Genomic DNA, 22836 nt, shown 5'->3' on the forward strand with positions numbered 1-22836 from the left:
TGTGCGAGGCTGGGAGGGCAGCACTGCGGACCACCGAGGACGAAGGACCGGTACATGCTCCAGCACAGAACCGTGGGCGATCTGATGACCCGCTCGGTCGTCCGGGTGCAGCGCGGCACGCTGTTCACCGAGATCGTGCACGTGCTGCAGGAGCACGACATCACCGCCGTCCCGGTGGTGGACGCCGAGGACCGGCCGGTGGGGGTGGTCTCCGAGGCGGATCTGCTGGCGAAGGCATCCCGGCGGCCGGATCCCCATGACGGGCCCGGCGCCCGGGCGAACGCGCCGGGCGCCGGCAACGGGACGGGCGCCAAGCACGAGGCGACCACCGCCGAGGGGCTGATGACCAGTCCGGCCGTGTGCGCCCGGCCGGACTGGAGCGTGGTGGAGGCCGCCCGCACCATGGAGGAGCACCGTGTCAAGCGGCTGCCGGTGGTGGACGACACGGGCCGGCTGGTGGGCCTGGTCAGCCGGGGCGACCTGCTGCGGGTCTTCCTCCGCACCGACCGGGCCATCCGCGAGGAGATCATCGAGGACGTCCTCGTCCGCACCCTGCGGCAGCCGCCGTCAGCCGTCGGCGTCGAGGTGAACCACGGTCAGGTGCGGCTCAGCGGCTCGGTGCGGCGCGCCAGCCTGATCCCGGTCCTCGTCCAGCTGTGCCAGAGCGTCGACGGCGTGGTGAGCGTGGATCACCAGCTGGCGGCGGAGACCGACGACACGGGGGACGAGCCCAGCGGGTCGTGATGGATCCGCGCGGCCGGCACCCCGAGCTCGCGCAGCGCGCGCACAGCGGCCTCGACCATCCCGGCCGGCCCGCTGACATAGGCGAGGCGGTCCGCCCACGCGCCGTGGCGCGCCAGGGTGTCGGTGAGCAGGGACCGGCCGCCGGCCGGGGGCGCGTCACCGAGGACGGGCAGCACGGTCAGCCAGGGGCGGCGGCGTTCGAAGTCGGCGAGCCACTCGCCGTCGTAGAGGTCGCCGCGGTCCCGGGCGGCGAGGAGGAGCTGGACCCGCGGGCCGCCGGTGCGGCGGGTGGCCAGCTCGTCGAGCAGGGCCTTGACGGGGGCGAGGCCGCTGCCGCCGGCGACCAGCAGCAGATCGCGGGAGAGTTCGTCGCCGAGGGTCATCGTTCCGGTGGCGGGGCCGAGCCGCAGGGTGTCGCCGACGCGCGTCCGGTCGACCAGGGCCTCGCTTACCCCGTCGAGGCCGGTGCGCCGCACGTGGAACTCGACGATGTTGTCTGCGCGCGGGGCGCAGGCCATCGAGTACTGCCGCCAGGCGTGCGGGAGTAACGGGGACTCCAGCGCGCCGTACTGGCCCGCGCGGTAGGGGTAGGGCTCGTGGGTGCGGACGCGCAGCACCGCCAGGTCCGGGCGGCGCAGGTCGTGGCGGACCACCGTGGCGTGCCAGTAGGGCGGTTCGGTGAGCGCGGCGTCGGCCCCGGCGACCATGGCGTCGACGGCGGACCGCAGCATCCGCAGCCAGGCCCGCTCCAGTTCCACGCTCCAGCGCCGGCCCGCGCGCAGGCGCAGCGCCTCGCGCAGGGCGTCCTCGAACGTCGCGTAGTGGGCGCGGCGGACGCCGAGTTTGCGGTGGTCGCGGCCGAGCCGGGTGAAGGTGGCGACCACCTCCTCGGGCCGGTCCAGATGGTCCGTCAAGTACTGGAACGCCTGGGCGAGATGGGCGCGCTGGAACGCCATCGACTCGGGGAACATCGAGCGCAGATAGGGGTGGCGGCGGAACATCACCTCGTACAGGGGCGTGATGAGCTCCTCGAACGGGGTGACCAGGTCCAGATGCCCCAGGATCAGCCGCCGGTCGGCCTCGTCGCAGTACGGGGTGGCCTGCGCGGGTCCGGGGCTTTCGGCCGGGCCGGGCGCCCCACCGGGTGCGAGCAGTTGCCGCCGCAACCGCATCGCGTCGTGCCGGGCCAGCAACGCGTAATAGTCGTTGCCCTTGGGGGTGTTCACGGGCTGGGTCTCCTGTACTCCGTCGTTCCGAGCGCAAAGCAGTATGGCAGTGCGGGAACGCACCCGATCGGCCCGGGATGACAGGGCCGTTCGGCCCTTCCGGGGGCCCGGAGGGAGGGGGTAGAGGCTACGGCCGGTCTTCGCCGAGGGCGGCTCTGTGCTCACGCCAGCGGTCCAGGACGCCCTCGAACTCCTTCTGCAGGAATTCGATGAACTCGGCGGTCTCCGCCACGCGCACCCCGGCCGGGCTGTCGGCCCCCAGGGTCTTCGCGCCGTCGCGCAGGACGCCCTCCCAGCGGATCAGCAGCTGGTCGCGGCGGGTGAGGGCGTGGAACCAGACCTCGGCGTTGAGCCGGTAGCGGTCGCGGCGCGTGCCCGGCTCCCGCTCGCGGCCGATCATGTCGACCTGGGTGAGGTAGCGGACGGCGCCCGAGACCGCCGCCGGGCTGATCCGCAGGGCCTCGGCGAGGCCGGCCGAGGTCATCACGCCGGCGTCGGAGGCGAGGAGCGCGGCGAAGACCCGGGAGGCCATGCGCGGCATGCCCGCCTCGGTGAGCTCGGCGGCGAAGCGCTCGACGAAGCGGGAGACCGCTTCCTGGTCGCGTTCGCGGTCCGGCTCCCGGTCGTGGCCGCCCGCTCCGGTCGTCTCGGTCATCGTCCTCGCCCTCTCCCCTGTTCGATCTCACCGGCCAATTTACACTCTTTCCAACCTTCACAAATTTCTGAAGGAAGCGTACGTTCGGAAGCATGACGAAGGCGATCCACGTGTCCGGCCTGACGAAGTCCTTCGGCCGGACCCGTGCGCTCAGCGGCCTCGATCTCACCGTCGAGGCCGGTGAGACGCACGGATTCCTCGGCCCCAACGGCGCGGGGAAGTCCACCACCATCCGCGTCCTCCTCGGACTGCTGCGCGCCGACGGAGGCTCCGCGCGCGTGCTCGGCAAGGACCCCTGGCACGACGCCGTGGAGCTCCACCGCCGCGTGGCGTACGTCCCCGGGGACGTCACCCTCTGGCGCAACCTCTCCGGCGGCGAGGTCATCGACCTGCTCGTCCGGCTGCGCGGCGGCGCCGACCGGGCCCGCCGCGCTGAACTGCTGGAGCGCTTCGACCTCGACCCGACGAAGAAGGGGCGCGCCTACTCCAAGGGCAACCGCCAGAAGGTCGCCCTGGTCGCCGCCTTCGCCTCCGACGTCGACCTGCTCGTCCTCGACGAGCCGACCTCCGGCCTCGACCCGCTGATGGAAGAGGTCTTCCGCGCCTGCGTGGCCGAGGAGCGCGAGCGCGGCCGCACCGTGCTGCTCTCCAGTCATGTCCTCAGCGAGGTCGAGGCCCTGTGCGACCGGGTGAGCATCATCCGCGAGGGGACGACCGTGGAGACCGGCTCCCTCGCCGAGCTCCGCCACCTCACCAGGACCTCGGTGACCGCCGAGCTCACCGGCGCGCCCAACGGGCTGGCGCGCCTGCCCGGCGTCCACGACCTCACCGTCCGCGAGCTCCACGGGGGGCGGGGACAGCAGGTGCGGCTCCAGGTGGACACCGACCGACTCGGGCCCGTCCTCCGTCAGTTGAGCGAGTCCGGCGTCCGCAGCCTGACCAGCGTGCCGCCCACGCTGGAGGAGCTGTTCCTCCGCCACTACCAGCAGGACGCCCCCGCCGCGCCCGCCCGGACGGTGGCGTCATGAGCGCCCCCGCCGCCTCGTACCGGCCGGCTTCGCCCCGGCTGGCCGGCGCGGGCACGCTGACCCGGCTCGCGCTGCGCCGCGACCGGGTGCTGCTGCCGGTGTGGGCGGTGGCCCTCTCGCTCGCCGTCGTCAGTGTGGCGAGGGCCTTCGAGTCGCTGTACGCCACGGCCGCCGACCGGGCCGGGGTGGCCCGCTCCACCAATGCGGGCGCCTCGGTCCGCGCACTGTACGGGCCGGTGTTCGGCGACTCCACCGGCGGTCTGGTCGCCTGGCGCATGGCCGTCCTCGGGGGCGTCCTCGCCGGGATCATGAGCCTGGTGATCGTGGTGCGGCACACCCGCGAGGAGGAGGAGACCGGCCGTCAGGAACTGCTGTCCGCCGCCGTCGTCGGCCGCCGGGCCCCGCTGACCGCCGCGCTGCTGACGGCCCTGGCCGCCAACGGCCTGGTCGCCGCCCTCGTCACCGCCGGGCAGGCCCTTGCCGGGCTGCCGGCCGGCGGCGCGGCCGCCCTGGGCCTGGCCGTCGCCGGTACGGGCCTGTGCTTCGCGGGCGTCGCCGCCGTCACGGCCCAGCTCACCGACACCGCCCGGGCGGCGCGGAGCCTCGCGGGCGCGACGGTGGGCCTCGCCTTCCTGCTGCGCGCGGCCGGTGACGCGGCGAGCGCCGGCGCCTCCTCGCCGTTGGTCTGGGTCTCCCCCGTCGGCTGGGTCGAGCAGACCCGGGCCTTCGCGGGCGAACGCTGGTGGGTCCTCGTCCTGCCCTACGCGGCGGCGGGCCTCGCCGCGGCGGCCGCCTTCGCCCTGGCCGGGCGCCGCGACATCGGCGCGGGCCTGCTGGCCGGACGCCCGGGCGCCGCGACGGCGCCGCGCCACCTCACGGGCGCGACCGGCCTGGCGTGGCGGCTCCAGCGCGGCACGCTGCTGGGCTGGGCGGTCGCCTTCGCCGTCGCGGGCACCGTGTTCGGCTCCCTGATCGAGGGCGCCGCCGATCTCGTCGGCGACAACGAGGGCACGCGGGAGATCATCGAGCGGATGGGCGGCCGGGAGGGCCTCGCCGACGCCCTCCTGGCCGCCCTGACGGGCCTGCTCGGCATGGTCGCCGCGCTCTACGCGGTGGGCTGCGTGCTGCGGCTGCGCGCGGAGGAGACGAGCGGGCGCGCCGAGCCCGTACTGGCCGGAGCGACCGGCCGGACTCGGTGGGCGGCCGGGCACCTGGCCTTCGCCGGGCTGGGCACAGCGGTCGTCCTGCTCGCCGGCGGCCTGGGCATGGGCCTGGCGTACGGCGTCTCCGCCGGGGACGTCGGGGGGCGACTGCCGCCGGTGCTCGGCGCGGCGCTCGCGCAGTTGCCGGCGGCGTGGGTCCTGGCCTCCGTGGCCGTACTGCTCTTCGGGGCGCTGCCCCGGTGGGCGGTGGCGGCGTGGGGGCTCGCCGGGGGATGCCTGGCCATCGGCTGGCTGGGGCCGGCGCTTCGGCTCCCGGGGTGGGTGATGGACCTTTCGCCGTTCGGGCACCTGCCGAAGCTGCCGGGGGCGGGGGTTTCGGCGGGGCCGTTCGTCTGGCTGACGGGCCTTGCCGTCCTGCTCACGGCGGTGGGGGTGGCGGCGTTCCGGCGGCGGGACGTGGGGTGAGGATGCCCCGGGCGGGCTGATTTCAGCCCGCCCGGCGTTTGAGGACCGGGGGTCCGGGGGCGGAGCCCCCGGAAACGGCTACCCCTCCGCCACCAGTGGCGGCTCCACCGGGGACTGCGGGTCCTGGCCGAAGAGGACCGCCTTCGCCACCGGTGGCGCGAAGAGGGACGTCACCGGGGCGGTCAGGGAGAGCACCCGGCGGAAGGCCTCGCCCACGACGGGGTCACCGGTGGCCCGCCGCTGGACGCGGGCGAGGTACCAGTCCCCGGGCCGGTCGACCGGCCGGCCCCGGGGGATGTTGCCGGTCGCGCCGGGCACGTTCTTGTCCGCGCCGGAGGAGATGTCCCACGCCTGCCGGGCCGCGTCGAGGAGGGCTCGCTGCACCCGGCCGGTCGTGGGGGTGCGGCGCGGGTCGGTGAGGGCGTCGCGGAGGGCGACGGCGCAGAGCGCGGCGACGGACATGCCCTGGCCGTAGACGGGGTTGAAGGCGCACAGGGCCTCGCCGGTGGCGAGGAAACCGGCCGGGCGGCGGCCGGGGCCGTCGTAGCGGCGGCGGACGTTGCCGGTCTTGCGGAAGCCGTGGATGGGGGTGAGGGGCTCGGCCCCCCGCAGCCAGTCGTGGAGGACCGGGTGCGGGAGCTTCGCGGCGAAGGCGAGGAAGCCGTCGTCGTCGGTGGGCGGTTCGTTGCCCCGCAGGCCGGAAAGGATCACGGACCAGCGGCCGCCGTCCAGGGGCATCAGGATCCCGCCGTAGCGCTGGGCCGGGTTGGGGATGATGTAGACGCCCCGGAAGCCGGGGTCCTCCAGACCGGCGGGGGTGCGGTAGAAGCGGGTGGCGTAGGCGAGGCCGGTCTCGAGGACCTCCTCGTGGGGCGGTTCGGCGCCCAGGGCGGCCAGCCAGGAGGGGGCGCGGGAGGAGCGGCCGGAGGCGTCGACGACGATGTCGGCCTCCAGGGTGGTGCCCGCCGTGGCGGCGGGCAGGCCCCGCTCGCGCAGACGGACGCCGCGGACGCGCGTGGCGTCGCCGAGCAGGCCGGTGACCTCGGCGCCCTCGACGGTCTCGATCCGGGATCCGGCCCCGAGGACGCGGCGGCGCACGACCCAGTCGGTCAGGGGCCGGGAGCCGGTGAGGACGTGGGTGGTGGGGCGGGTCCGGCGGTACCAGCGGCCCACCTGCCACTGCAGGACGTCGGTGGGCATCGCCACGCGCGGCGAGCCCTCGTCGAGCAGCTCGCCCACGATGCCGGGCAGCAGTTTCTCCAGCGCGCCCTGGCCGCTCTCCAGCATGACGTGGGTGTGCTTGTCCTGGGGGATCCCGGAGCGGTTGTCCGGGCCCTCCGGGAAGCGGTCGCGCTCGACGAGCGTCACCTTGTCGGCGTGGGCGGTGAGCACGTGTGCGGCGAGGAGGCCCGCGAGGCCGCCGCCGATGACGACGGCGTGCCGCCGGGCCCGGCCCTCGTCCTCACTCGCGCGTGGTCCGCCTTCGGCGCCCTCTGCTGTCACGTCGACACCCCATTCGTTCCGTCGTCCGAACCGGAAAATGCTGCGATCACCGTACCGGCAGGGCGCGTTGGGCGTGACCGGGGGCGTTCGGCCGCACCCCAGTGACTTGAGGGGCTTTGGTTCGTTTTCGTGGTGTACGTCGTTCCGGTACCGAGAGAGGCTCTCATGCGTCTGCGTCACACCGTCACCCCGCTGCTGGCCGCCCTGTCGTTCGCCGTGGTCGCACCGGCGGAGGCGTCGGCGGCGCCCCCGAGCGCCGAGCAGCTGCCCGAGTCGTTGTCGTTCCAGGCGGCGGCCGACCTCCCGAATCCGGGGGCGCTCGTCAAGAAGGAACAGGCCGCGGCCATGGACCGGATGCGGGAGGACGCACCCCAGTCCGCCCCGCAGTCCGCACCTCAGGCGGCACCTCAGTCCGGTCCGCAGGCGGCACCTCAGTCCGCGCCCCAGGCGGCGCCCCCGGCGGCTCCGGCCCCGTCCGTGCCGGTGAGCAACGCGGGCAACTCGCTCGGCGGCCCGCTTCAGCCGCTCGTGGGGCCGCTCCAGCACCAGTTGACGCACCTGCCGGTGATCGGTCAGCTCCTCGCGGGGCCCGGCGGAGGGCACTGAGCCCCGAAGGCGTGCCGGGCCGCGCGGCGCCAGCGGTTGCCGGGGAGGCCCGGCCGTAGGGCCGCGTACGCCCCGCAGTACTTGGTGAAGACCGCCGGGCGTACGCCGCTGTCGTGCAACAGCCGGTCCGCCTCCGTCAGATGTCCGGCCGTCTTGGTCTCCACCAGGACGAGCCCGGGCGCGCAGCGCACGCTCCGCCCCGCCCGCAGGTCGTCGCAGACCAGTCCGACGTCGCAGGTGACGCGCTCGCCGTCGGCCACGAAAGTGGTGCGGACGTAGTCCGTGGTGAGGGACGGCCGCAGCACCGGGGGCGAGTCGATTCCGTAGGCGTCGCGCAGGGTGTCCGCGAGGAAGGCCCGGAAGGGCGGGTCGAGCGGGGTGTCCTCGCCGGTGAGGGGGCGGCGGTGTTTGACGGTGTCGCCGCGCCCGCCCTTGAGCTTGATCTCGAACTGCCGCTCACCGCTGTCCTGGTAGACGCGTTCGCGGATCTTGAAACGGAGGCGGCGACCCTGCCGGTGGTCGTGGAAGGAGCGGAGCTCCGGGGTGTCGTAGTACACCGAGTGGTACCGGAAGGCCCGCCGCCCGTCGATGGTGAGGGCGCGGAAGGGGCCGCCGGGGCGGCGGGGGTCGGTAAGCCGTCGCGCCACCGCCAGGAAGACGTCGGCGGGAACGAGGTAGCTGCGGTCGAAGCGGGCCATGAGCTCCGCCCGCGCGTTGACCTCGGCCAGGGAGATCGGCGCGGCGGCGCCGGCCGCCTCGCCGACGGCGCGGACGGCCGCGGGGAGCGGTGGTGCCGGTGTGGTGGTCATACGGTCTCCCACGCGGGCGCGGCACGGTGCGCGGTGCGGGACGGTCCGGCCTGCCGGGCGGCGTCCGGGGCGGGTTCGCGGTAGCGGACGTCGACGACCATCAGGTCGCGGACGTAGTCCACTTCCATGACCGTCCAGTGGAAGGGTTCGCCGAGTCTGCGGGCCAGGTCGGCGCGGAGGGCGGCGGGGTCGGCGTGGACGGTGTCGAGGGTGACGACCGTACGGCGGGAGCGGGCGAACAGCCGGGGGTGGTCCGCGGCGTAGACGACGAGGAGCAGGACCGCGCTCAGGCCGGCCGCCGCGGTGAACGGGAGGTGCGGCAGCCCGCAGAGCAGGCCGAGGACCAGCGTGGTGAAGTAGTAGGCGACTTCCTCGTGCTGGACGGCGTCGGAGCGGAGCCTGATGATCGAGAGCACGCCGAAGAGGCCGAAGCCGAGCGCCGCCCCGCCGTTGCCGCCCACCCGGGCGAGGGCGGCGACGACGGTGAACAGGGCGACGTTCAGGGCGAGATAGGCCGGTACGAGGTCGCGGCGGCGGTGGCGGGGGTAGTAGATCGCGAACGTCAGCAGGCATATGGCGGCGAGGTCGAGCCCGAGGTGGGCGACGAGGTGCCGTGACGAGTCCATGGGGTCGGCTCTCCTGGGATGACGGGAGGAAGAGCTCAGACCCTAGGGAAACGGATGGTGAACACGCACCGGCTTCCGGGTGAACCATGCGCTTCCTTGACGGAAGCGGACGGCAAGTGTCCGGAACGGCACCGCTCCTGTCCCGTCAGGCACTCTTGCCGCCGCGCCGCAAGGTCACTTGACGAAGTCCTCCACCACCTTGGGCGGCCAGGTGCCGACCTTGAGCACACCCATGGAGTAGGCGCGCGAGACCAGCGCGGCGCGGTTGGGCACCTTCAGCTTCCGCAGCAGACAGGTCACGTGGTACTCGACGCCCTGCCGGCTGAGGTAGAGGCGGGACGCCAGCGGGATGGTGGACACGCCGGCGGCTATGCCCTCCAGGATGCGCGCGTCCATCTCGGACAGGATCTTCTTGCGGCCCGCCACCACCCGGGCGCCCTCGGCGCCCCGGGTCGCGGGCATCATCACCAGGATCGCGGTGGTGTCGGGGAGCCCGCCGCGCACGGAGACCGCCGTCAGGGGCACCGTGAAGGCGGACTCGTCCGCGCCCACGGCTATGACGGGGGTGACGAAGCGCTGGTGCTTGCCCTCGATCAGGTGCGAGAACTGCCGCATCAGCGGCTGCCGGACGCTGGGGTGGACCACGTCGCGGAAGCTTCTGCCGCACAGCTCCTCCGAGGAGCCGTCGAACTGCCGGAAGAACTCCTGGTTCGCCTGCTGGATGGTCAGGGACGTGTCGAGGCTCGCCATGCACAACCCCGACTGGTCCGACTGCGTACGGGCGTCCGGGTACCCCGCCTGGCCCTCCGGGCCGTCCTGGGAGGTGACCCGAGCCGAATCGACCGAAGCGAGAACAGAATTCAACAAGAGATGGAACCCTTTCATGGCACTTCACACATGCGGAATCGCTATGCAATCGCGCTGTAACGCGGAATCCAGACCCTCGTCCCGAGGCCCGGCAGCCGAACTGGGCGAACTGATTGAAAGACTAGATAGCCGCCGGTCGACGGTCAACGACCGCCCTGCCGCTCGGCCTAAACCTGCGGTCGGTCGCGAGCGAGGTACGGTCCGCCCTTCGGCCTTCGGTACCCGCGTCCACCTGCGCGTACGGCGCGCCCGGACATCCGGGCGCGCCGTACCGACGGTTTATTGGAAGCCGCGCGCAACACGCGCGGACAAAGGATTCAGCCGGTCATCCCCAATGCCGGTCCGCATTGCTCGGCCGCCAACTCGGCGCGGCCCTTGATCCCCAATTTTCGATAGGAATTCGTAAGGTGTTTCTCGACCGCCCGGGGACTTACCCCGAGTTCCCGGGCGATGCTCTGGTTGGTGAGGCCACGGCCGACGAGCGCGGCCACCCGGCGTTCGGCCGGGGTGAGGACCGCCGCGGGCACCCCCGGGGCGCCGAACTCCTCGCGCCCGGCCCGTCTCACCAGCCGGGGCACGCCACAGGCCACGGCGAGCTCCCCGGCCTCCCGCAGCGCGGCCTCCGCCCGGGGGCCGCCGCCGAGCCGTCTGCCCAACTCCTGGAGGGCACGGGCGAGTTCCAGCCGGTTGGCCGAACCCCTGAGCACGGTGACCGCCTCGGTCAGCAGGGCCTCGCCCCGACCGCCCCCGTACAGCCGGCCCTTCAGCCGCAGGGCGCGGCCGAGCACGGCGGGCGCGCCCCACCGCTCGGCCCGCGCGTGCTCCTCGTCGGCGAGGGCGCGCGCCGCGCCCGAGTCGCCGAGCCGGTGGTGGAGGCTGACGGCCCAGGGCCGCCAGGGGAACAGCGCCGAGCTGTGCCAGCCCGACGCCGCCAGTTGCCGGCCGCAGGACAGGACGGTCTCCAGGGCATCCGCCCAATCGCCGCGCCCCGCCTCCAGAGATGCCTCCAGGAGTCTGAGCATGGACGTGGTGACCAGCCCCGGCGCCCGGCACCGGCCGCCCAGGGCCAGTACGCGCTCGCTGAACGCCGGGTCGCGCACCTCCAGCGCCACGGCGGCGAGCACCACGGCGAACGCCGCGCTCCCCTCGCCGTCCGGCTCCCCCGGCCGGTGGACGACGACGCGCTCGGCGTGCTCGCGCGCCTGCGTCAGCCGCCCCTGGGCCAGGAGCGTCAGCGCCCGCTCCGCGTGGTCGACGGCGCACGCCGCCGGGCCCTCCCCACGGGAAGGGAAGCCGTCCCCGCGAGCGGGGGAAGGGGCTCTCAGCCGGTGCCCGGCGGACAGCCAGGAGGAGACGGCGTCCACCGAGTCGGCCCCGCACAGCGCGAGCACCACCAGGGGCAGCGCCGAGTGGGTGCGGTCGGGGGCGGCCGGCTCGTGCTCCAGGATCCGGTGGCCAAGCCGGGCCGCCTCGGCCGCCGTCAGGGCGCCGGAGACCGCCGCCGCGTAGAGCAGGACGGCCGCGAGCTCCCGCTCGCCCGCCGAGCGCAGCGCGGGCTCCTCCCCCATGCGCCGCAGCCGCAGCACCGACGCGCCGAGCTCGGCGGGGTCCTCGCGGCCCGCGTGGCGCAGCCGCGCCTCCAGGCGCAGGGCCGCCTCGCGGGCCGTGCCCTTCAGCAGCGCGGCGGGGCCCAGTTCCCCGGCCGTCCGGCGGAGCAGGGCGATGGTGGGTGCGGGCAGCGCGCCGAGGAAGGCGGGCGGTATCCGCAGGGCGGCCAGTGCCCGTTCGGTGGGGTCGGACAGCAGGGAGACTGCCTGGGTGACGTGGCGTTCGCAGGCGGCGGCGTCGGTGTCGCGGACGGCCGCGGCGAGGTCGGCCAGCAACCGGGCGCGGTCCGGGCCGGGTTCGGGGCTGTCCTGGAGCGCCCTGCGCAGGGCGCGGGCGGCCGTCTCGGGGTCGCCGGCGCGCAGCGCGGTCTCGGCGGCCTCGCGGAGGATCGCGGCGGCCCAGGGCCGGGGGGCGGTGGCGGACTCCACGAGCCGCTCGGCGATCAGGGCGGCGGGGGCGCCGTGCCGGTGGAGGAGGTCCACCGCGGCCTCGTGCCGGGCGCGGCGCTCGTCCGGGGTGGTGGAGGCCGCCACCGCGTCCTGGACCGCGCGGTGGGCGAAGCGCGGCTCGCCGGGCCCGGTGAGCAGGCCGAGCCGGCGGAGGTCGGCCAGCGCGCCGTCGGCCTCCCAGGGGTCCAGGCCGGCCAGTTCGGCGGCGAGGTGGGGCTCGGCGTGCCCGCCGAGGGCGGCCAGGGCCTCGGCGAGGTGCCGTACGGGGCGGGACTGCGCGCGTAGACAGTCGGCGAGCCGTTCCGTCAGCTGCGGGGGCCGCAGCGTGTACGCCCGGTCGGCGTGGGCGGCCGTCGGCTCGTCGCCGTCGGCGGCCATCCGGTCCAGGAGGCAGGTCAGGAGGAGGGGGTTGCCACCGGTGGCGTCGTGGCAGGCGGCCGTGAACTCCTCGTCGCCCGGGGTGCCGAAGCGCTCGCGGACCAGCGTCCGGGTGGCGTCCGGTGTCAGGGCGGCGGGGCGCAGTACGCGCGGGCCCGCGTCCAGCAGGTCGAGGACGGCGGGGCGGCGGCCGCCCGGGTCGCCGTCGCGCAGGGTGCCCACGACGGCCGCGCGGAGGCCGTGCGGACGGGCGGCCAGGTGGGCGAGCCAGCGCAGCGACGGGGTGTCGGCCCACTGGAGGTCGTCCACGAGGATCAGCAGCGGGGCCTCCGCACTGATATCGGCGAGCAGCGAGCGCAGTCCTTCGAGGACCGCCCACTCCTCGGCGGCGTCACCGGGCCCCTCCCCGGCCCGGTCGGTGGCGGTGAGGCGGGGGTCGTCCTGCCATCGCTCGGTCTCCTCGCGGGGCGCCCGGGACCGGAGGCTGTCGAACAGCTGGTGTGCCACTCCGAAGGCGAAGTCCGTTTCCATGGGGGCGGCGTGGGCGCGCAGGACGCGTACGCCCTCCCCGCCGGCCGGGCCGGGCAGCGCGCGCAGCAGCGCGGACCGGCCCGTCCCCACCGGGCCGGTCAGCAGCAGGGATGACGCCCTTCCTCCGGCGGCGGCGCGCAGGGCGTCACCGGCCGCGGTGAACTCGGTGCCTCGTTCGAGCAGCATGTGGTCAGTTACTCTCCATTCCCCGGACGAGGGCGCGCAGTTCGCCGCGCCCACTGACGCCGAGCTTCTTGTAGACGCTGCTCAGCCGCAGTTCCACGGTGCGCCGGGAGACCGAGAGCATCTCGGCGATGACCCGGTTGGCGTGGCCGTGGCCGGCGAGCGTCGCGGTGTGCGTCTCGGCCTGGGAGAGGGTGGCCCACTCCCGGAGCCGGCGGACGTCGGTCGGGGACGGCGCGCGCCCGTGGTCCCCGGCGAGCCGGCGCACGGTGTCCGCCAGTCTGCTGCTGGGGTGGGCGGTGATGAGCGCGGAGAGGTCGCTCGCCCAGGGGGCGGCGGCGGCCCGCTCGCGGGTTGTGCGGAGTTCGAGGGCGGCGAGGTCGGCGAGCGCCCAGGCGTGGGCGAGGCCGGCGGGGGTGTCGCGCAGGACGTCCACGGCGCGGCCCACCTTGGCGGGTCGTTCCTCGCCGGTGGGCAGGGCGGCGTTGAGTTCGGCCCAGCCGATGGTGCCGGCGGCTCCCCAGCGGCGGGCCAGCGCCAGTTCCTGTCCGCTCAGGCGCCGCGCCTCGGCGTGCTCGCCGAGCGCGAGGGCAGTGCGGGCGGCGAGGGAACGCCAGGGCAGCAGGGCGGGGTTGACGTACTGGCGGCGCAGCAGGATCCGGCCGGTCTCGCGGAAGAGGCCCATGGCCTCGGGCAGGTCGTCGTCGGCGACGGCGACCAGGGCCCGGGCGAAGAGCTGGTACGCCCAGGGGGCGCTGCCCTCGGTGCCGGCGGGGGCGGGTGCGCAGGCGTGGGCGCGGGCCTTCTCCCGGTCGCCGTTCTCCAGGGCGACGGCGGTGCGGACAGCCGTCAGGTAGGGGGCGGTGGCGGGGTGCCAGCCGTTCGGGGGCAGGGAGCGCTCGGCTTCGGCCACGTACCGTTCGGCGTCGGAGAGCAGGCCCCGGCGCAGGCTCAGTTCGGCGCGGACGGTGAGCACCCGGGCGACGCCGGCCCGCAGCCGGTCGCGGCGGACGTCGGCGAGGAGGGCGGCGATGCCGGCGTCGGCGGCCTCGTAGTCGTCGGCGAGGTAGAGGGCGCGGCAGGCGGCGAGGCGGGGCAGCAGGGGCGTGTCCCGGCCGGCCGGTGGGACGAGGGCCGCGCGGGCCAGCCGGAGCGTGCCGGCCAGGTCCTCGCCGTCGCGGGCCAGTTGCCAGGCCCGGACGCCGGCCTGGGCCGGGGTGCGGGGGACGCGGGGCAGGCCGGGGACGCGGGGGGTGCCGGGGTCCGTCTCCTCGCGCCAGCCGTGGTGGGCGGCCCAGTACAGGGCGACGAGGTCGTCGCGCTCGGTGTCCTCGGCGCGGGCCAGGGCGTCGGCCAGCGCGTGGCCCAGTCCGTGGGTGTAGCCGCGCAGGAGGCCGTGGTCGACGGCGCGCACGCGCGCGGCGGCGAGGGCGGGGCCGGGGGTGCGGGCGATCGCGCCGAGCCTGCGGTCGGCGGCCTCGGGGGCGGTCAGGGCCTCGGTGGCGGCCAGTTCCAGCTCCAGCCGGGCGCGTTCCACGGGGTCCTGGGGTTCGGCGAGGGCGCGGCGGAGGCAGGCGGCCGCGTGGTCGTGGTCCTCCCGGCGGAGGGCCGCCGCGTGGGCGTGGCGCAAGGCGGGCACGACCCAGTCGTGGCCCGTCGGCGGGGTGTCGAGGAGGAGCGCGGCGAGGTCCTCGCCGGTCGTTCCGGCGCGGTGGGCCAGTTCGGCGGCGCGCCCGCACAGGGCGGCCCGGTCGCCGGCGGGCATGCCGGCGAGGACGCGGACCCTGGTGGCCGGGTCGACGCCGGGCAGCGGCCGGCCGGGGGTGACGAGCCCGGTCGCCTCCAGCGCGGCCCACAGGGCGGGTTCGTCCTCGGGCCGGGTACCGGCGAGGTCGCGGAGGTCGGGGAGGCCCAGGACGCCGCGGGCGGCGGCGAGGGCGCGCAGGGCGCTGCGTTCGGCGGGGCGCAGGGTGCGCAGGACGCGCGCGACGTGGTCGGTGGCGGCCGCGGCGGCCAGCTCCTGTATTCGGGGGATGTGCGCGGCGACGGGCGGGTGCCCGCGCTGGGCCAGGCGGCGCAGCGCGTCGTCCAGCACCGCGGGGTTCCCCCCGGCCGCCTCGGCGGCGGCCCGGGCGAACCGCTCGTCGACGGACGGTGCGGTGCCGCAGATGGCGGCCGCCATGGCGGCGGCGCCGTGCTCGTCCACCGCCGGGAGGACGAGCACGGTGCCGCCGCCACCGCTGCCCACCCGGGCGAGGGCACCGGGGAGCCGGGGCGGGGTGCCGTGGGTGCCCATCAGCAGGACGAGGGGAGCGGCCCCTCCCGGGCGGCCGACGAGCGCGGCCAACAGCCGCGCGGACTCCGGGTCGGCCCGGTGTACGTCCTCGACGACGAGAAGGGTGGGACGGGCGTGGAGAACCGCCGACAGCGCGTCCGTGATCTCGCCGGGTGCCGGCGGCAGGGTGACCCGCGCGGGCGCGGCGGTGCCGCTCGCCAGGAGGGCGGACGTGAGGGCGTGCGGGATCGTGGCGGCGGATTGCGTGGCGCGGGCGGTCAGGACTTGGAGGCCGCGGGCCTCGGCGGCTTCGGCGGCCCAGCGCAGCAGGGCGTGCTGGCCGTGGCCCGGGGGGCCGGTGACGACGACGACGGTGGAGCCGCCGCGTTCCAGGCGGGTCAGTGCCGAGGTCAGCCGTCCCCGGGCCCGGCCGCAGTGGGCCAGGAGGGGGTCAACGAGCGGCACGGGCGGGCCTCCCGTACGCCACGGTGGGCATTCCGGCGGGGGGTTCCGGCGGGGCTTCGGGGGGCAGCGCCGAGGCGAGGGCGGCCCGGTCGCCGACGCCGAGCTTGCGGTAGACGCCGGTGAGGTGCATCTCCACGGTCCGTACGGTGACGAACAGCGCTTCGGCTATCTCGCGGTTGCTCGCCCCGGCGCGGGCGAGGGCGGCGACCTTGCGCTCGGTGCGGGTGAGGAGGTCGGTGCGGCATCCGGTGGCCTTGCGCATGCGTCCGCCGGCGGTCACGAGCCCGCCGCGGGCGGCCTCGGCGAGGGCGAGGGCGCCGCACTGCCGGGCCAGGCCGACGGCGGTGCGCAGGTGCTCGCGGGCGGCGGGCTGGTCGCCGGCCGCGAGCAGGGCCCGGCCCAGGTGGTACTCGGCGCGGGCGTGTTCGACGCGGGCCGGGGAGCCGGCCAGCCACTCCACCGCCTGGGTGTGGAGGACGACGCCTTCGGGCCCGGGGGTGGTCACCGCCAGGGCGTGGGCGGCGAGTCCGAGGGCGCGCGGGGTGCCCCAGGACCGGGCGGGGCCGGTCCAGCGTTCGGCGATGTCGCGGGCCTCGCCGGTCCGGCCGAGGGCGGTCAGCTGGCGGACGGCGTGCACCCACCAGGGGTGGAAGACGGCGTTGGCGACGCCGGCCGCCGCCAGGGCGTCCCCGCAGGCGAAGAGGAGGGCGAGGGCGCCCTCGTGGTCGCCGAGCCCCCGCCGGGCGCGGGCCCGGGCCAGCAAGTAGGCGGGCTGCTCCAGCACATGGCCGTCCAGGTCGCCGGGCTCGACGCGGGCGAGGGCCTCCTCGGCCCGCCGGGGCTCGGCGTGGTCGACCAGTGAGGTCGCCAGCACGATATGAGGCATCGTCAGCTCGGTGCACTGGTCCTCCTCCGCGGTCAGGCCGACGGCCGTGCGGGCGTCGGCGAGCGCGTCGGGGATCGCGCCGATGCCGTGGAGCACGAGCGAGCGGGCGGCCAGGGCGAGGGTGTACACGCGGGCCTCGCCGTACTCCTGACCCTGGGTCAGGACACGGTCCAGGGCGCCGAGCGCGTCGTCGACCTCGTCGGCCAGGGCGAGCGGGAAGGCCGCGGCGAAGGCGGCCCAGCCGCCGGGCTCGGCGGCCGGGGAGCGCAGGGCCCGGCGGGCCTGGAGGACCGTGCGCGCCGCCGAGCGGCCGTCGAGGGCGGTCAGGATGCTCATCATGGCGGCCTTCTGCCGCTGGGCGGGGGTGTCGCCGTGGGGCAGGGCCATCCGCGCGGCGCGCTCGCGGACGGCGGCGATCGTCTCCCGCCGGACGGTCCCGGCGAGCAGCAGGACGGACTCCAGGAGCGCGGTCAGCTCGCGGTCGGCGGGCCCGGCGTCGGGCCCGGTCTCGGCGGCGAAGGCGGCCACGGCCTCGTCGAGGACGCGGACGGCGGTGGGGACGCGGCGCAGGGCCAGGCAGGTCAGCCCGTACTGGGCGGCGACGGCCGCCTTCGTGCGCGGGTCGGTGCGCAGTGCGAGCGTCTCCTCGATCAGCGGCAATGCCTCCTCGGGGTTGATCTCGGCGAGCGCCCGGGCCAGTTCGGTGCGGGCGGACAGGTCGTCCGGTTCCGCCCGGAGCACGGCGTGGAGGTAGCGGGCCGCCGTCTTGTGGGCGCCCCGGGCGGCGGCGCGCGCGGCGGCGTCCCGCAGGGTGGCGGCCATCCAGGGCGGCACGGGGCCGGGCAGCCGCAGCACGTGTTCGGCGATGTCCTCGGCGGGACGGCCCGCGTCGCTGAGCAGGAGGACGGCCCGGGTGCGCAGCGCGGTCAGCTCCGGCTCGGTGAGCGGGGCGAGGACGGCGGCGCGGGTGGCGGCGTCCGTGAGGGCGGCGCGGCCGGGGGCGACGAGGCCGGCGCGGCGCAGCGCGGTCAGGGCGTCCTCGGCGAGGGCGGTGGTCACCCCGGCGAGGGCGGCGACGCGCCGGGGTTCGTCCTCGCCGAGGACGGCGACGGCCGTGGCGACGTCGCGGACCCAGCCGGGCTGGTGGCCGAGCCGCCGGCGGGTGGTCCTGGCGGTCATGGCGGCGCAGAGTTCGGCGGCGCGGCGCGCGCCGTGCTCGTCGGGCGCGGCGCCTTCGGCGCGCAGGGTGCGCAGGGCGTGGGTGAGGGTGCGGGGGTTGCCGCCGGCGGCCTCCGTGAGGTGAGCGGCGAAGGCGGGGGCGACGGGGGTGCCGAGGATCCGGCGGGCGAGCTCGGCGGCTTCCGCTTCGCCCAGCGGGCCGAGGGGGAGGAGGGTGGTCCGGTGGGGTGCGCAGGCGGCGGCCAGGGCGGCTCCGGCGACGGGCTCCGCTTCGGGGCGGTGGGCGAGGACGACGAGCAGCGGCAGGTGGTGCTCGGCGCGGCGCAGCAGGAAGTCGAGCCAGCGCAGGGAGTGTTCGTCGGCGTGGTGGGCGTCGTCGAGGACGAGGGTGAGCGGGCGGTCCGCCATCAGGTTGCCGGCGAGGCGGTAGAGGCCGTGGAGGACCTGGTGCGGGGGCGTGGCGGTCGCGTCCGCGCCGGGGGCGAGGGCGGGCAGGGCGTGGTGGGCGCCGCCCCGGAGGAGGGGGGAGGGGCCCGTGCCGGTGAGGCCCAGGGGACCGAACAGGGCGCGCACCGCGCCGTAGGGGGCGGCGGCACCCCCGGGTATGCCCGCGGGTGTGTCCCCGGGCGCACCTGCGGAGATGCCCCCGGGTATGCCCCCGGGCATCTCCCCGGGTATGCCGTCCGGCAGGCCGTCGTAGGCGCTGGGCGCCCGGTGCGCGGCGGGTTCCCGGCCGCAGGCCGCGTAGAGGGTCCGGACGCCGTGGGCGGCCTGGTCGTCGAGTAAGGCCCGCAGGAGCCGGGTCTTGCCGATGCCGGAGGGTCCGCCGATGAGGACCGCCTGGGCGTGGCCGGTGCGGGCGGAGGCGGCGCGGGCGGCGAGCGCCGCCAGTTCCCCGCCGCGGCCGGGCGGTGGCTCCGTTAAGCCGCCGGCGGGCGGACGGTGCAGCACGGTCGTTCTCCTCACGCCCCACGGGGGGATCCGGCGCCCAGACATCACATTCCGCTCAAGTCCCGGCAAGGTGGATCTTGGGCCACCTCGTCAGGTCTCTTGTCACTCTAGAGCGTTTTGTATGACTAGGGGTTCCACTTGCTCGAACTCCTGGACATTAGAGCCTCTTGTCGTTTTGACGTGGTAAGGGGCCGTGCCCGGCGCGTCGCGTCCGGGAGGAGTCTAAGGATTTCCCGGGGCGTGGCGTGAGATCACAGTGCGGGGAGGCCGACCGGCCCGCCCGGGGGCGTCCCGTGCCCCGCCCCGACGGCCACCACTGAAAGGGATGCCATGGACTCCGCCCGACGGCCGATCCTGTTCGTCAGCCTTCCGGAGAGCGGACTGCTCAACCCGCTGCTCGTACTGGCGGGCGAACTCTCCCGGCAGGGCGTGGAGGACCTGTGGTTCGCCACCGACGAGCCGCGTCGCGAGGACGTGGCGAGGATCGCCGAGCGGTCGCCGGTGGAGTTCGCCTCGCTGGGCGAGGTGATACCGGAGCTGTCCGCCGTGACCTGGGACGACGAGGTCTACCGGGAGGTGACCCAGTCCTCCCGCTTCCGGGCGCACCGGGCCGTCATCCGGCAGTCCTACAAGCCGGCCCTCCAGGCGGGGAAGTTCCGCAAGCTGGAGGCCGTGGTCGAGAAGGTCCAGCCGGCGCTGATGGTCGTCGACTGCATGGCGGGCTTCGCCGTGGACCTGGCCATCGCCCGGGACATCCCGTTCGTGCTGAGCGTCCCGTTCCTGCCGAGCAACGTCCTCACCTCGCTCAACCCCTTCGCCAAGGGCCACACCCCCCGGGACTTCCCGGTCCCCCACTCCGGGCTGCCGCGGAAGATGACCCCGGCGCAGCGCCTGAGCAACGAGCTGTTCAAGTACCGGACCCTGGCGATGTTCTTCAACCCGGCCATGGGCAAGGTGCTCCAGGAGGACGCGCGGATCCGCAAGGAGCTGCGCATCCCGCCGCCCAACCCGATGACCAGGATCGACAAGGCCGAGCTGGTCCTGTGCAACTCCATCGCCGAGCTGGACTACCCCTTCCCGATACCGGAGAGGATGCGGCTGGTGGGCGCGATGATGCCGCCCCTGCCGGAGGCCCCGGACGACGAGGACGTCCGCGCCTGGCTGGACGCGCAGTCGTCGGTCGTCTACATGGGCTTCGGCACCATCACCCGGCTGACGAAGGAGCAGGTCCACGCGCTGGTGGAGGTGGCCCGCCGGCTGGAGGGCGAGCACCAGGTGCTGTGGAAGCTGCCCAAGGAGCAGCAGCACCTGCTGCCTCCGAAGGAATCGCTTCCGGCCAACCTCCGTATCGAGGGCTGGGTCCCCTCCCAGCTCGACGTCCTCGCCCACCCCAACGTCAAGGTGTTCTTCACCCACGGCGGCGGCAACGGCTTCCACGAGGGCATCTACTTCGGCAAGCCCCTGGTGGTGCGCCCCCTGTGGGTGGACTGCTTCGACCAGGCCGTCCGCGGCCAGGACTTCGGCATCAGCCTGACCCTCGACCGGCCCCAGACCGTCGCGGTCGACGACGTCGTCGACAAGCTCACCCGGGTGCTCGGCGACCTCTCGTTCCGTGAGAAGGCGGAGCGGCTGGGCGCCCTGCAGCGCGCGGCGGGCGGTCGCGAGACGGCCGCCGGGCTGGTCCTCGGTCTCCCCGCGCTGGCCTGATCCCGGCCTGATCAGAGAGGAACCCATGTCGTTCAAGTACCCCGTGTCCCGTCCCGCCCTCGACGGCAAGGAGCTCGAGTACGTCACCGCGACCATCGGCGACGGCTGGATATCGTCCCAGAGCCCCGTCATCCAGCGGTTCGAGCAGGCCTTCGCGGACTGGAACGGGATCGCCCACGGCGTGGCCTGCTCCTCCGGGACGGCCGCGCTCACCCTGGCCCTGCGGGCCCTGGGCGTCGGTCCCGGCGACGAGGTGATCGTCCCCGAGTTCACCATGATCGCCTCGGCGTGGGCGGTCACCTACACCGGCGCCACGCCCGTCTTCGTCGACTGCGGGGACGACCTCAACATCGACGTCACCCGCATCGAGGAGAAGATCACCCCGCGGACCAGGGCGATCATGCCGGTGCACATCTACGGCCGGCGTTGCGACATGGACGCGATCATGGACATCGCGTTCCAGTACAACCTCCGGGTCGTCGAGGACTCCGCCGAGGCCCACGGCATCCGCCCGGTGGGCGACATCGCCTGCTACTCCCTCTTCGCCAACAAGATCATCACGGCGGGCGAGGGCGGCATCTGCCTCACCGACGACCCCGGGCTCGCCGGCCAGCTGGCCCATCTGCGCGCCATGGCCTTCACCCGGGACCACAGCTTCCTCCACAAGAAGCTCGCCTACAACTTCCGGATGACCGGGATGCAGGCCGCCGTCGCCCTCGCCCAGGTCGAGCGGCTGGACGAGATCCTCGCGACCCGCCGGGAGATAGAGAAGCGCTACGACGAGGGCCTCGCCGGCATCCCCGGCATCACCCTGATGCCCTCGCGCGACGTGCTGTGGATGTACGACCTGCGCGCCGAACGCCGCGAGGAGCTGCGCGCCTTCCTCGCCGACGCGGGCATCGAGACCCGGCTCTTCTTCAAGCCCATGAGCCGCCAGCCCGGCTACCTCCACCCCGACTGGCCCTCGCTGAAGGCCAACCGGTTCGCGGAGGACGGCTTCTACCTGCCCACGCACACCGGGCTCACCGCCGCCGACCAGGACTTCATCATCGCCCGGGTCCGCGAGTTCTACGCCGCCGCCCGCTGACCGGACCCGCAGGCACGCCACGAGGGAATGAGTTTCCGATGACGCACGCCGACCCGATGGTGGTCGACTTCCCGCTGCGCAAGCCCGGCGAGGCCTTCCCGCCTCCCCGGTACACGACCTACCGCGAACAGGAGGGGCTGGTCCTCTCCTACCTGCCCAACGGCAACAAGTGCTGGCTGGTCACCCGGCACGAGGACGTCCGCGCCGTCTTCACCAACCCGAAGATCAGCTCCAACCCGGACCACAAGGGCTTCCCCAACATCAGCGAGACCATGGGCGTGCCCAAGCAGGAGCAGATCCCCGGCTGGTTCGTGGGCATGGACTCCCCGGAGCACGACCGCTTCCGCAAGGCGCTCATCCCCGAGTTCACCGTGCGCCGGGTCCGGGCCATGCGCCCCGCGATCGAGGAGACGGTCGACAAGCTCATCGACGAGCTGCTGGCCTCCGGCAACTCGGCGGACCTCGTCGCCGACTTCGCGCTGCCCGTGCCCTCCCTGGTGATCTCCGCCCTGCTGGGCGTGCCCCCGGTGGACCGCGACTTCTTCGAGTCCCGCACCCGCACCCTGGTCGCCATTCGCTCCTCCACCGACCAGCAGCGCGACACCGCCACCAAGGAACTCCTGCGCTACATCAACCGGCTCATCGACATCAAGTCGAAGTGGCCCCAGGACGACCTGGTCAGCAGGCTTCTCGCCACCGGCACCATCGCCCCCCACGAGCTGTCCGGCGTGCTGCTGCTCCTGCTGATCGCCGGCCACGAGACCACGGCCAACAACATCGCGCTGGGCGTGATGACCCTGCTGCAGAACCCCCAGTGGATCGGCGACGACCGCGTCGTCGAGGAGACGCTGCGCTTCCACTCGGTCGCCGACATCGTCTCCCTGCGGGTGGCCGTCGAGGACGTGGAGATCGCCGGGCAGCTCGTCCGGGCCGGGGAGGGCGTCATCCCGCTGGTGGCCGCCGCCAACCACGACGAGAAGGTCTTCGCCTGCCCCCACGCCTTCGACCCCTCCCGCACCGACCGCCACCACGTGGCCTTCGGCTACGGCATGCACCAGTGCCTCGGCCAGAACCTGGTGCGCGTCGAGATGGAGATCGCCTACCGCAAGCTCTTCGAGCGCATCCCCACCCTCCGGCTGGCGGTCCCCGTGGAGGAACTGGCCTTCAAACACGACGTCGTACTCTTCGGGCTGCACGAGATGCCCGTCCAGTGGGAGAGCTCCTGATGCGTATCACCGCCGACAACGAACGCTGCATCGGCGCGGGCCAGTGCGTGCTGACCGCCCCGGACGTCTTCGACCAGGACGACGACGGACTGGTCACTGTCCTGGCCCCCGAACCCGGCGCCGGACTCACCGACGCCGTATGGCGGGCGGGCGACCTCTGCCCGGCACGGGCCATCACCGTGCACGAGGACTGAGCCCGCGCGAGGACCGACGCGCGCA

Annotated in this window: 17 protein-coding genes; 8 read left to right on the forward strand and 9 right to left on the reverse strand. The window is 74.9% G+C overall.

Annotated elements, in window-relative coordinates; all coding sequences use genetic code 11:
* Window positions 1-54 precede the first annotated feature (54 nt).
* The gene (locus tag IE096_RS08040; protein WP_189450083.1) at window positions 55-744 is read left to right on the forward strand and encodes a CBS domain-containing protein; all 690 of its coding nucleotides are present in this window, start codon (window positions 55-57) and stop codon (window positions 742-744) included.
* Here the strand turns inward: IE096_RS08040 and IE096_RS08045 are convergent.
* Both IE096_RS08045 and IE096_RS08050 read right to left on the reverse strand, forming a co-directional pair.
* Window positions 690-1970: a globin domain-containing protein gene (locus IE096_RS08045; protein ID WP_373298049.1), complete on the reverse strand. Its 1281-nt coding sequence runs from the start codon at window positions 1968-1970 to the stop codon at window positions 690-692. The genes IE096_RS08040 and IE096_RS08045 overlap by 55 nt on opposite strands.
* A gap of 127 nt (window positions 1971-2097) precedes the next feature.
* On the reverse strand, window positions 2098-2625 hold the full coding sequence (locus IE096_RS08050) for a GbsR/MarR family transcriptional regulator (protein ID WP_189450085.1): 528 nt from the start codon (window positions 2623-2625) through the stop codon (window positions 2098-2100).
* A gap of 92 nt (window positions 2626-2717) precedes the next feature.
* Here IE096_RS08050 and IE096_RS08055 point away from each other — a divergent pair, with 92 nt between their 5' ends.
* Both IE096_RS08055 and IE096_RS08060 read left to right on the forward strand, forming a co-directional pair.
* A complete protein-coding gene (locus tag IE096_RS08055; protein WP_189450087.1) occupies window positions 2718-3653 on the forward strand; it encodes an ABC transporter ATP-binding protein in 936 nt (311 codons plus the stop codon).
* A complete protein-coding gene (locus tag IE096_RS08060; RefSeq protein WP_189450088.1) occupies window positions 3650-5281 on the forward strand; it encodes an ABC transporter permease in 1632 nt (543 codons plus the stop codon). Before IE096_RS08055 ends, IE096_RS08060 begins: the two co-directional genes overlap by 4 nt.
* A 78-nt stretch (window positions 5282-5359) precedes the next feature.
* Here the strand turns inward: IE096_RS08060 and IE096_RS08065 are convergent, their stop codons facing one another.
* Complete coding sequence (locus IE096_RS08065) at window positions 5360-6784, reverse strand: NAD(P)/FAD-dependent oxidoreductase (protein WP_189450090.1); 1425 nt, start codon at window positions 6782-6784, stop codon at window positions 5360-5362.
* 165 nt (window positions 6785-6949) lie between these two features.
* On the opposite strand from IE096_RS08065, the gene IE096_RS08070 reads away from it, so the two are divergent.
* Window positions 6950-7390 carry a hypothetical protein gene (locus IE096_RS08070; protein ID WP_189450092.1) on the forward strand — a complete coding sequence of 147 codons (441 nt, stop codon included), beginning with the start codon at window positions 6950-6952 and terminating at the stop codon, window positions 7388-7390.
* Here the strand turns inward: IE096_RS08070 and IE096_RS08075 are convergent.
* From IE096_RS08075 to IE096_RS31800, 6 genes are all read right to left on the reverse strand, one after another.
* Window positions 7357-8199: a polyphosphate polymerase domain-containing protein gene (locus IE096_RS08075; protein ID WP_189450094.1), complete on the reverse strand. Its 843-nt coding sequence runs from the start codon at window positions 8197-8199 to the stop codon at window positions 7357-7359. The genes IE096_RS08070 and IE096_RS08075 overlap by 34 nt on opposite strands.
* A complete protein-coding gene (locus tag IE096_RS08080) occupies window positions 8196-8825 on the reverse strand; it encodes a DUF4956 domain-containing protein (RefSeq protein WP_189450096.1) in 630 nt (209 codons plus the stop codon). The genes IE096_RS08075 and IE096_RS08080 overlap by 4 nt, the downstream gene beginning before the upstream one ends.
* 174 nt (window positions 8826-8999) lie before the next feature.
* The gene (locus tag IE096_RS08085) at window positions 9000-9581 is read right to left on the reverse strand and encodes a LuxR C-terminal-related transcriptional regulator (RefSeq protein ID WP_268248292.1); all 582 of its coding nucleotides are present in this window, start codon (window positions 9579-9581) and stop codon (window positions 9000-9002) included.
* Between the two features lie 428 nt (window positions 9582-10009).
* Window positions 10010-12844, reverse strand: coding sequence for a helix-turn-helix transcriptional regulator (locus IE096_RS08090; protein ID WP_189450100.1), 2835 nt, complete (start codon window positions 12842-12844; stop codon window positions 10010-10012).
* A gap of 4 nt (window positions 12845-12848) precedes the next feature.
* A complete protein-coding gene (locus IE096_RS31795) occupies window positions 12849-15581 on the reverse strand; it encodes a helix-turn-helix transcriptional regulator (RefSeq protein ID WP_189450101.1) in 2733 nt (910 codons plus the stop codon).
* The gene (locus tag IE096_RS31800) at window positions 15568-18597 is read right to left on the reverse strand and encodes a LuxR family transcriptional regulator (RefSeq protein ID WP_189450103.1); all 3030 of its coding nucleotides are present in this window, start codon (window positions 18595-18597) and stop codon (window positions 15568-15570) included. The genes IE096_RS31795 and IE096_RS31800 overlap by 14 nt, the downstream gene beginning before the upstream one ends.
* Window positions 18598-18927: 330 nt before the next feature.
* On the opposite strand from IE096_RS31800, the gene IE096_RS08105 reads away from it, so the two are divergent.
* From IE096_RS08105 to IE096_RS08120, 4 genes are read left to right on the forward strand one after another with little or no spacing between them, the layout of a single operon-like run.
* The gene (locus tag IE096_RS08105; RefSeq protein WP_189450105.1) at window positions 18928-20304 is read left to right on the forward strand and encodes a glycosyltransferase; all 1377 of its coding nucleotides are present in this window, start codon (window positions 18928-18930) and stop codon (window positions 20302-20304) included.
* A gap of 25 nt (window positions 20305-20329) precedes the next feature.
* Complete coding sequence (locus IE096_RS08110; RefSeq protein ID WP_189450106.1) at window positions 20330-21391, forward strand: DegT/DnrJ/EryC1/StrS family aminotransferase; 1062 nt, start codon at window positions 20330-20332, stop codon at window positions 21389-21391.
* Window positions 21392-21429: 38 nt separating this feature from the next.
* Window positions 21430-22617, forward strand: coding sequence for a cytochrome P450 (locus IE096_RS08115; RefSeq protein ID WP_189450108.1), 1188 nt, complete (start codon window positions 21430-21432; stop codon window positions 22615-22617).
* Window positions 22617-22811 carry a ferredoxin gene (locus IE096_RS08120; protein WP_189450109.1) on the forward strand — a complete coding sequence of 65 codons (195 nt, stop codon included), beginning with the start codon at window positions 22617-22619 and terminating at the stop codon, window positions 22809-22811. The genes IE096_RS08115 and IE096_RS08120 overlap by 1 nt, the downstream gene beginning before the upstream one ends.
* The last annotated feature ends 25 nt before the right edge of the window (window positions 22812-22836 follow it).

The organism is Streptomyces abikoensis, assembly GCF_014648775.1.
Lineage (GTDB): Bacteria > Actinomycetota > Actinomycetes > Streptomycetales > Streptomycetaceae > Streptomyces > Streptomyces abikoensis.

Excerpts from the sequence above, each read along its gene's own strand:
- IE096_RS08040 (WP_189450083.1), top strand. The coding sequence starts at position 55 with ATGCTCCAGCACAGAACCGTGGGCGATCTGATGACCCGCTCGGTCGTC.
- IE096_RS08050 (WP_189450085.1), bottom strand. The coding sequence starts at position 2,625 with ATGACCGAGACGACCGGAGCGGGCGGCCACGACCGGGAGCCGGACCGC.
- IE096_RS08055 (WP_189450087.1), top strand. The coding sequence starts at position 2,718 with ATGACGAAGGCGATCCACGTGTCCGGCCTGACGAAGTCCTTCGGCCGG.
- IE096_RS08060 (WP_189450088.1), top strand. The coding sequence starts at position 3,650 with ATGAGCGCCCCCGCCGCCTCGTACCGGCCGGCTTCGCCCCGGCTGGCC.
- IE096_RS08070 (WP_189450092.1), top strand. The coding sequence starts at position 6,950 with ATGCGTCTGCGTCACACCGTCACCCCGCTGCTGGCCGCCCTGTCGTTC.
- IE096_RS08075 (WP_189450094.1), bottom strand. The coding sequence starts at position 8,199 with ATGACCACCACACCGGCACCACCGCTCCCCGCGGCCGTCCGCGCCGTC.
- IE096_RS08080 (WP_189450096.1), bottom strand. The coding sequence starts at position 8,825 with ATGGACTCGTCACGGCACCTCGTCGCCCACCTCGGGCTCGACCTCGCC.
- IE096_RS08090 (WP_189450100.1), bottom strand. The coding sequence starts at position 12,844 with ATGCTGCTCGAACGAGGCACCGAGTTCACCGCGGCCGGTGACGCCCTG.
- IE096_RS08105 (WP_189450105.1), top strand. The coding sequence starts at position 18,928 with ATGGACTCCGCCCGACGGCCGATCCTGTTCGTCAGCCTTCCGGAGAGC.
- IE096_RS08110 (WP_189450106.1), top strand. The coding sequence starts at position 20,330 with ATGTCGTTCAAGTACCCCGTGTCCCGTCCCGCCCTCGACGGCAAGGAG.
- IE096_RS08115 (WP_189450108.1), top strand. The coding sequence starts at position 21,430 with ATGACGCACGCCGACCCGATGGTGGTCGACTTCCCGCTGCGCAAGCCC.
- IE096_RS08120 (WP_189450109.1), top strand. The coding sequence starts at position 22,617 with ATGCGTATCACCGCCGACAACGAACGCTGCATCGGCGCGGGCCAGTGC.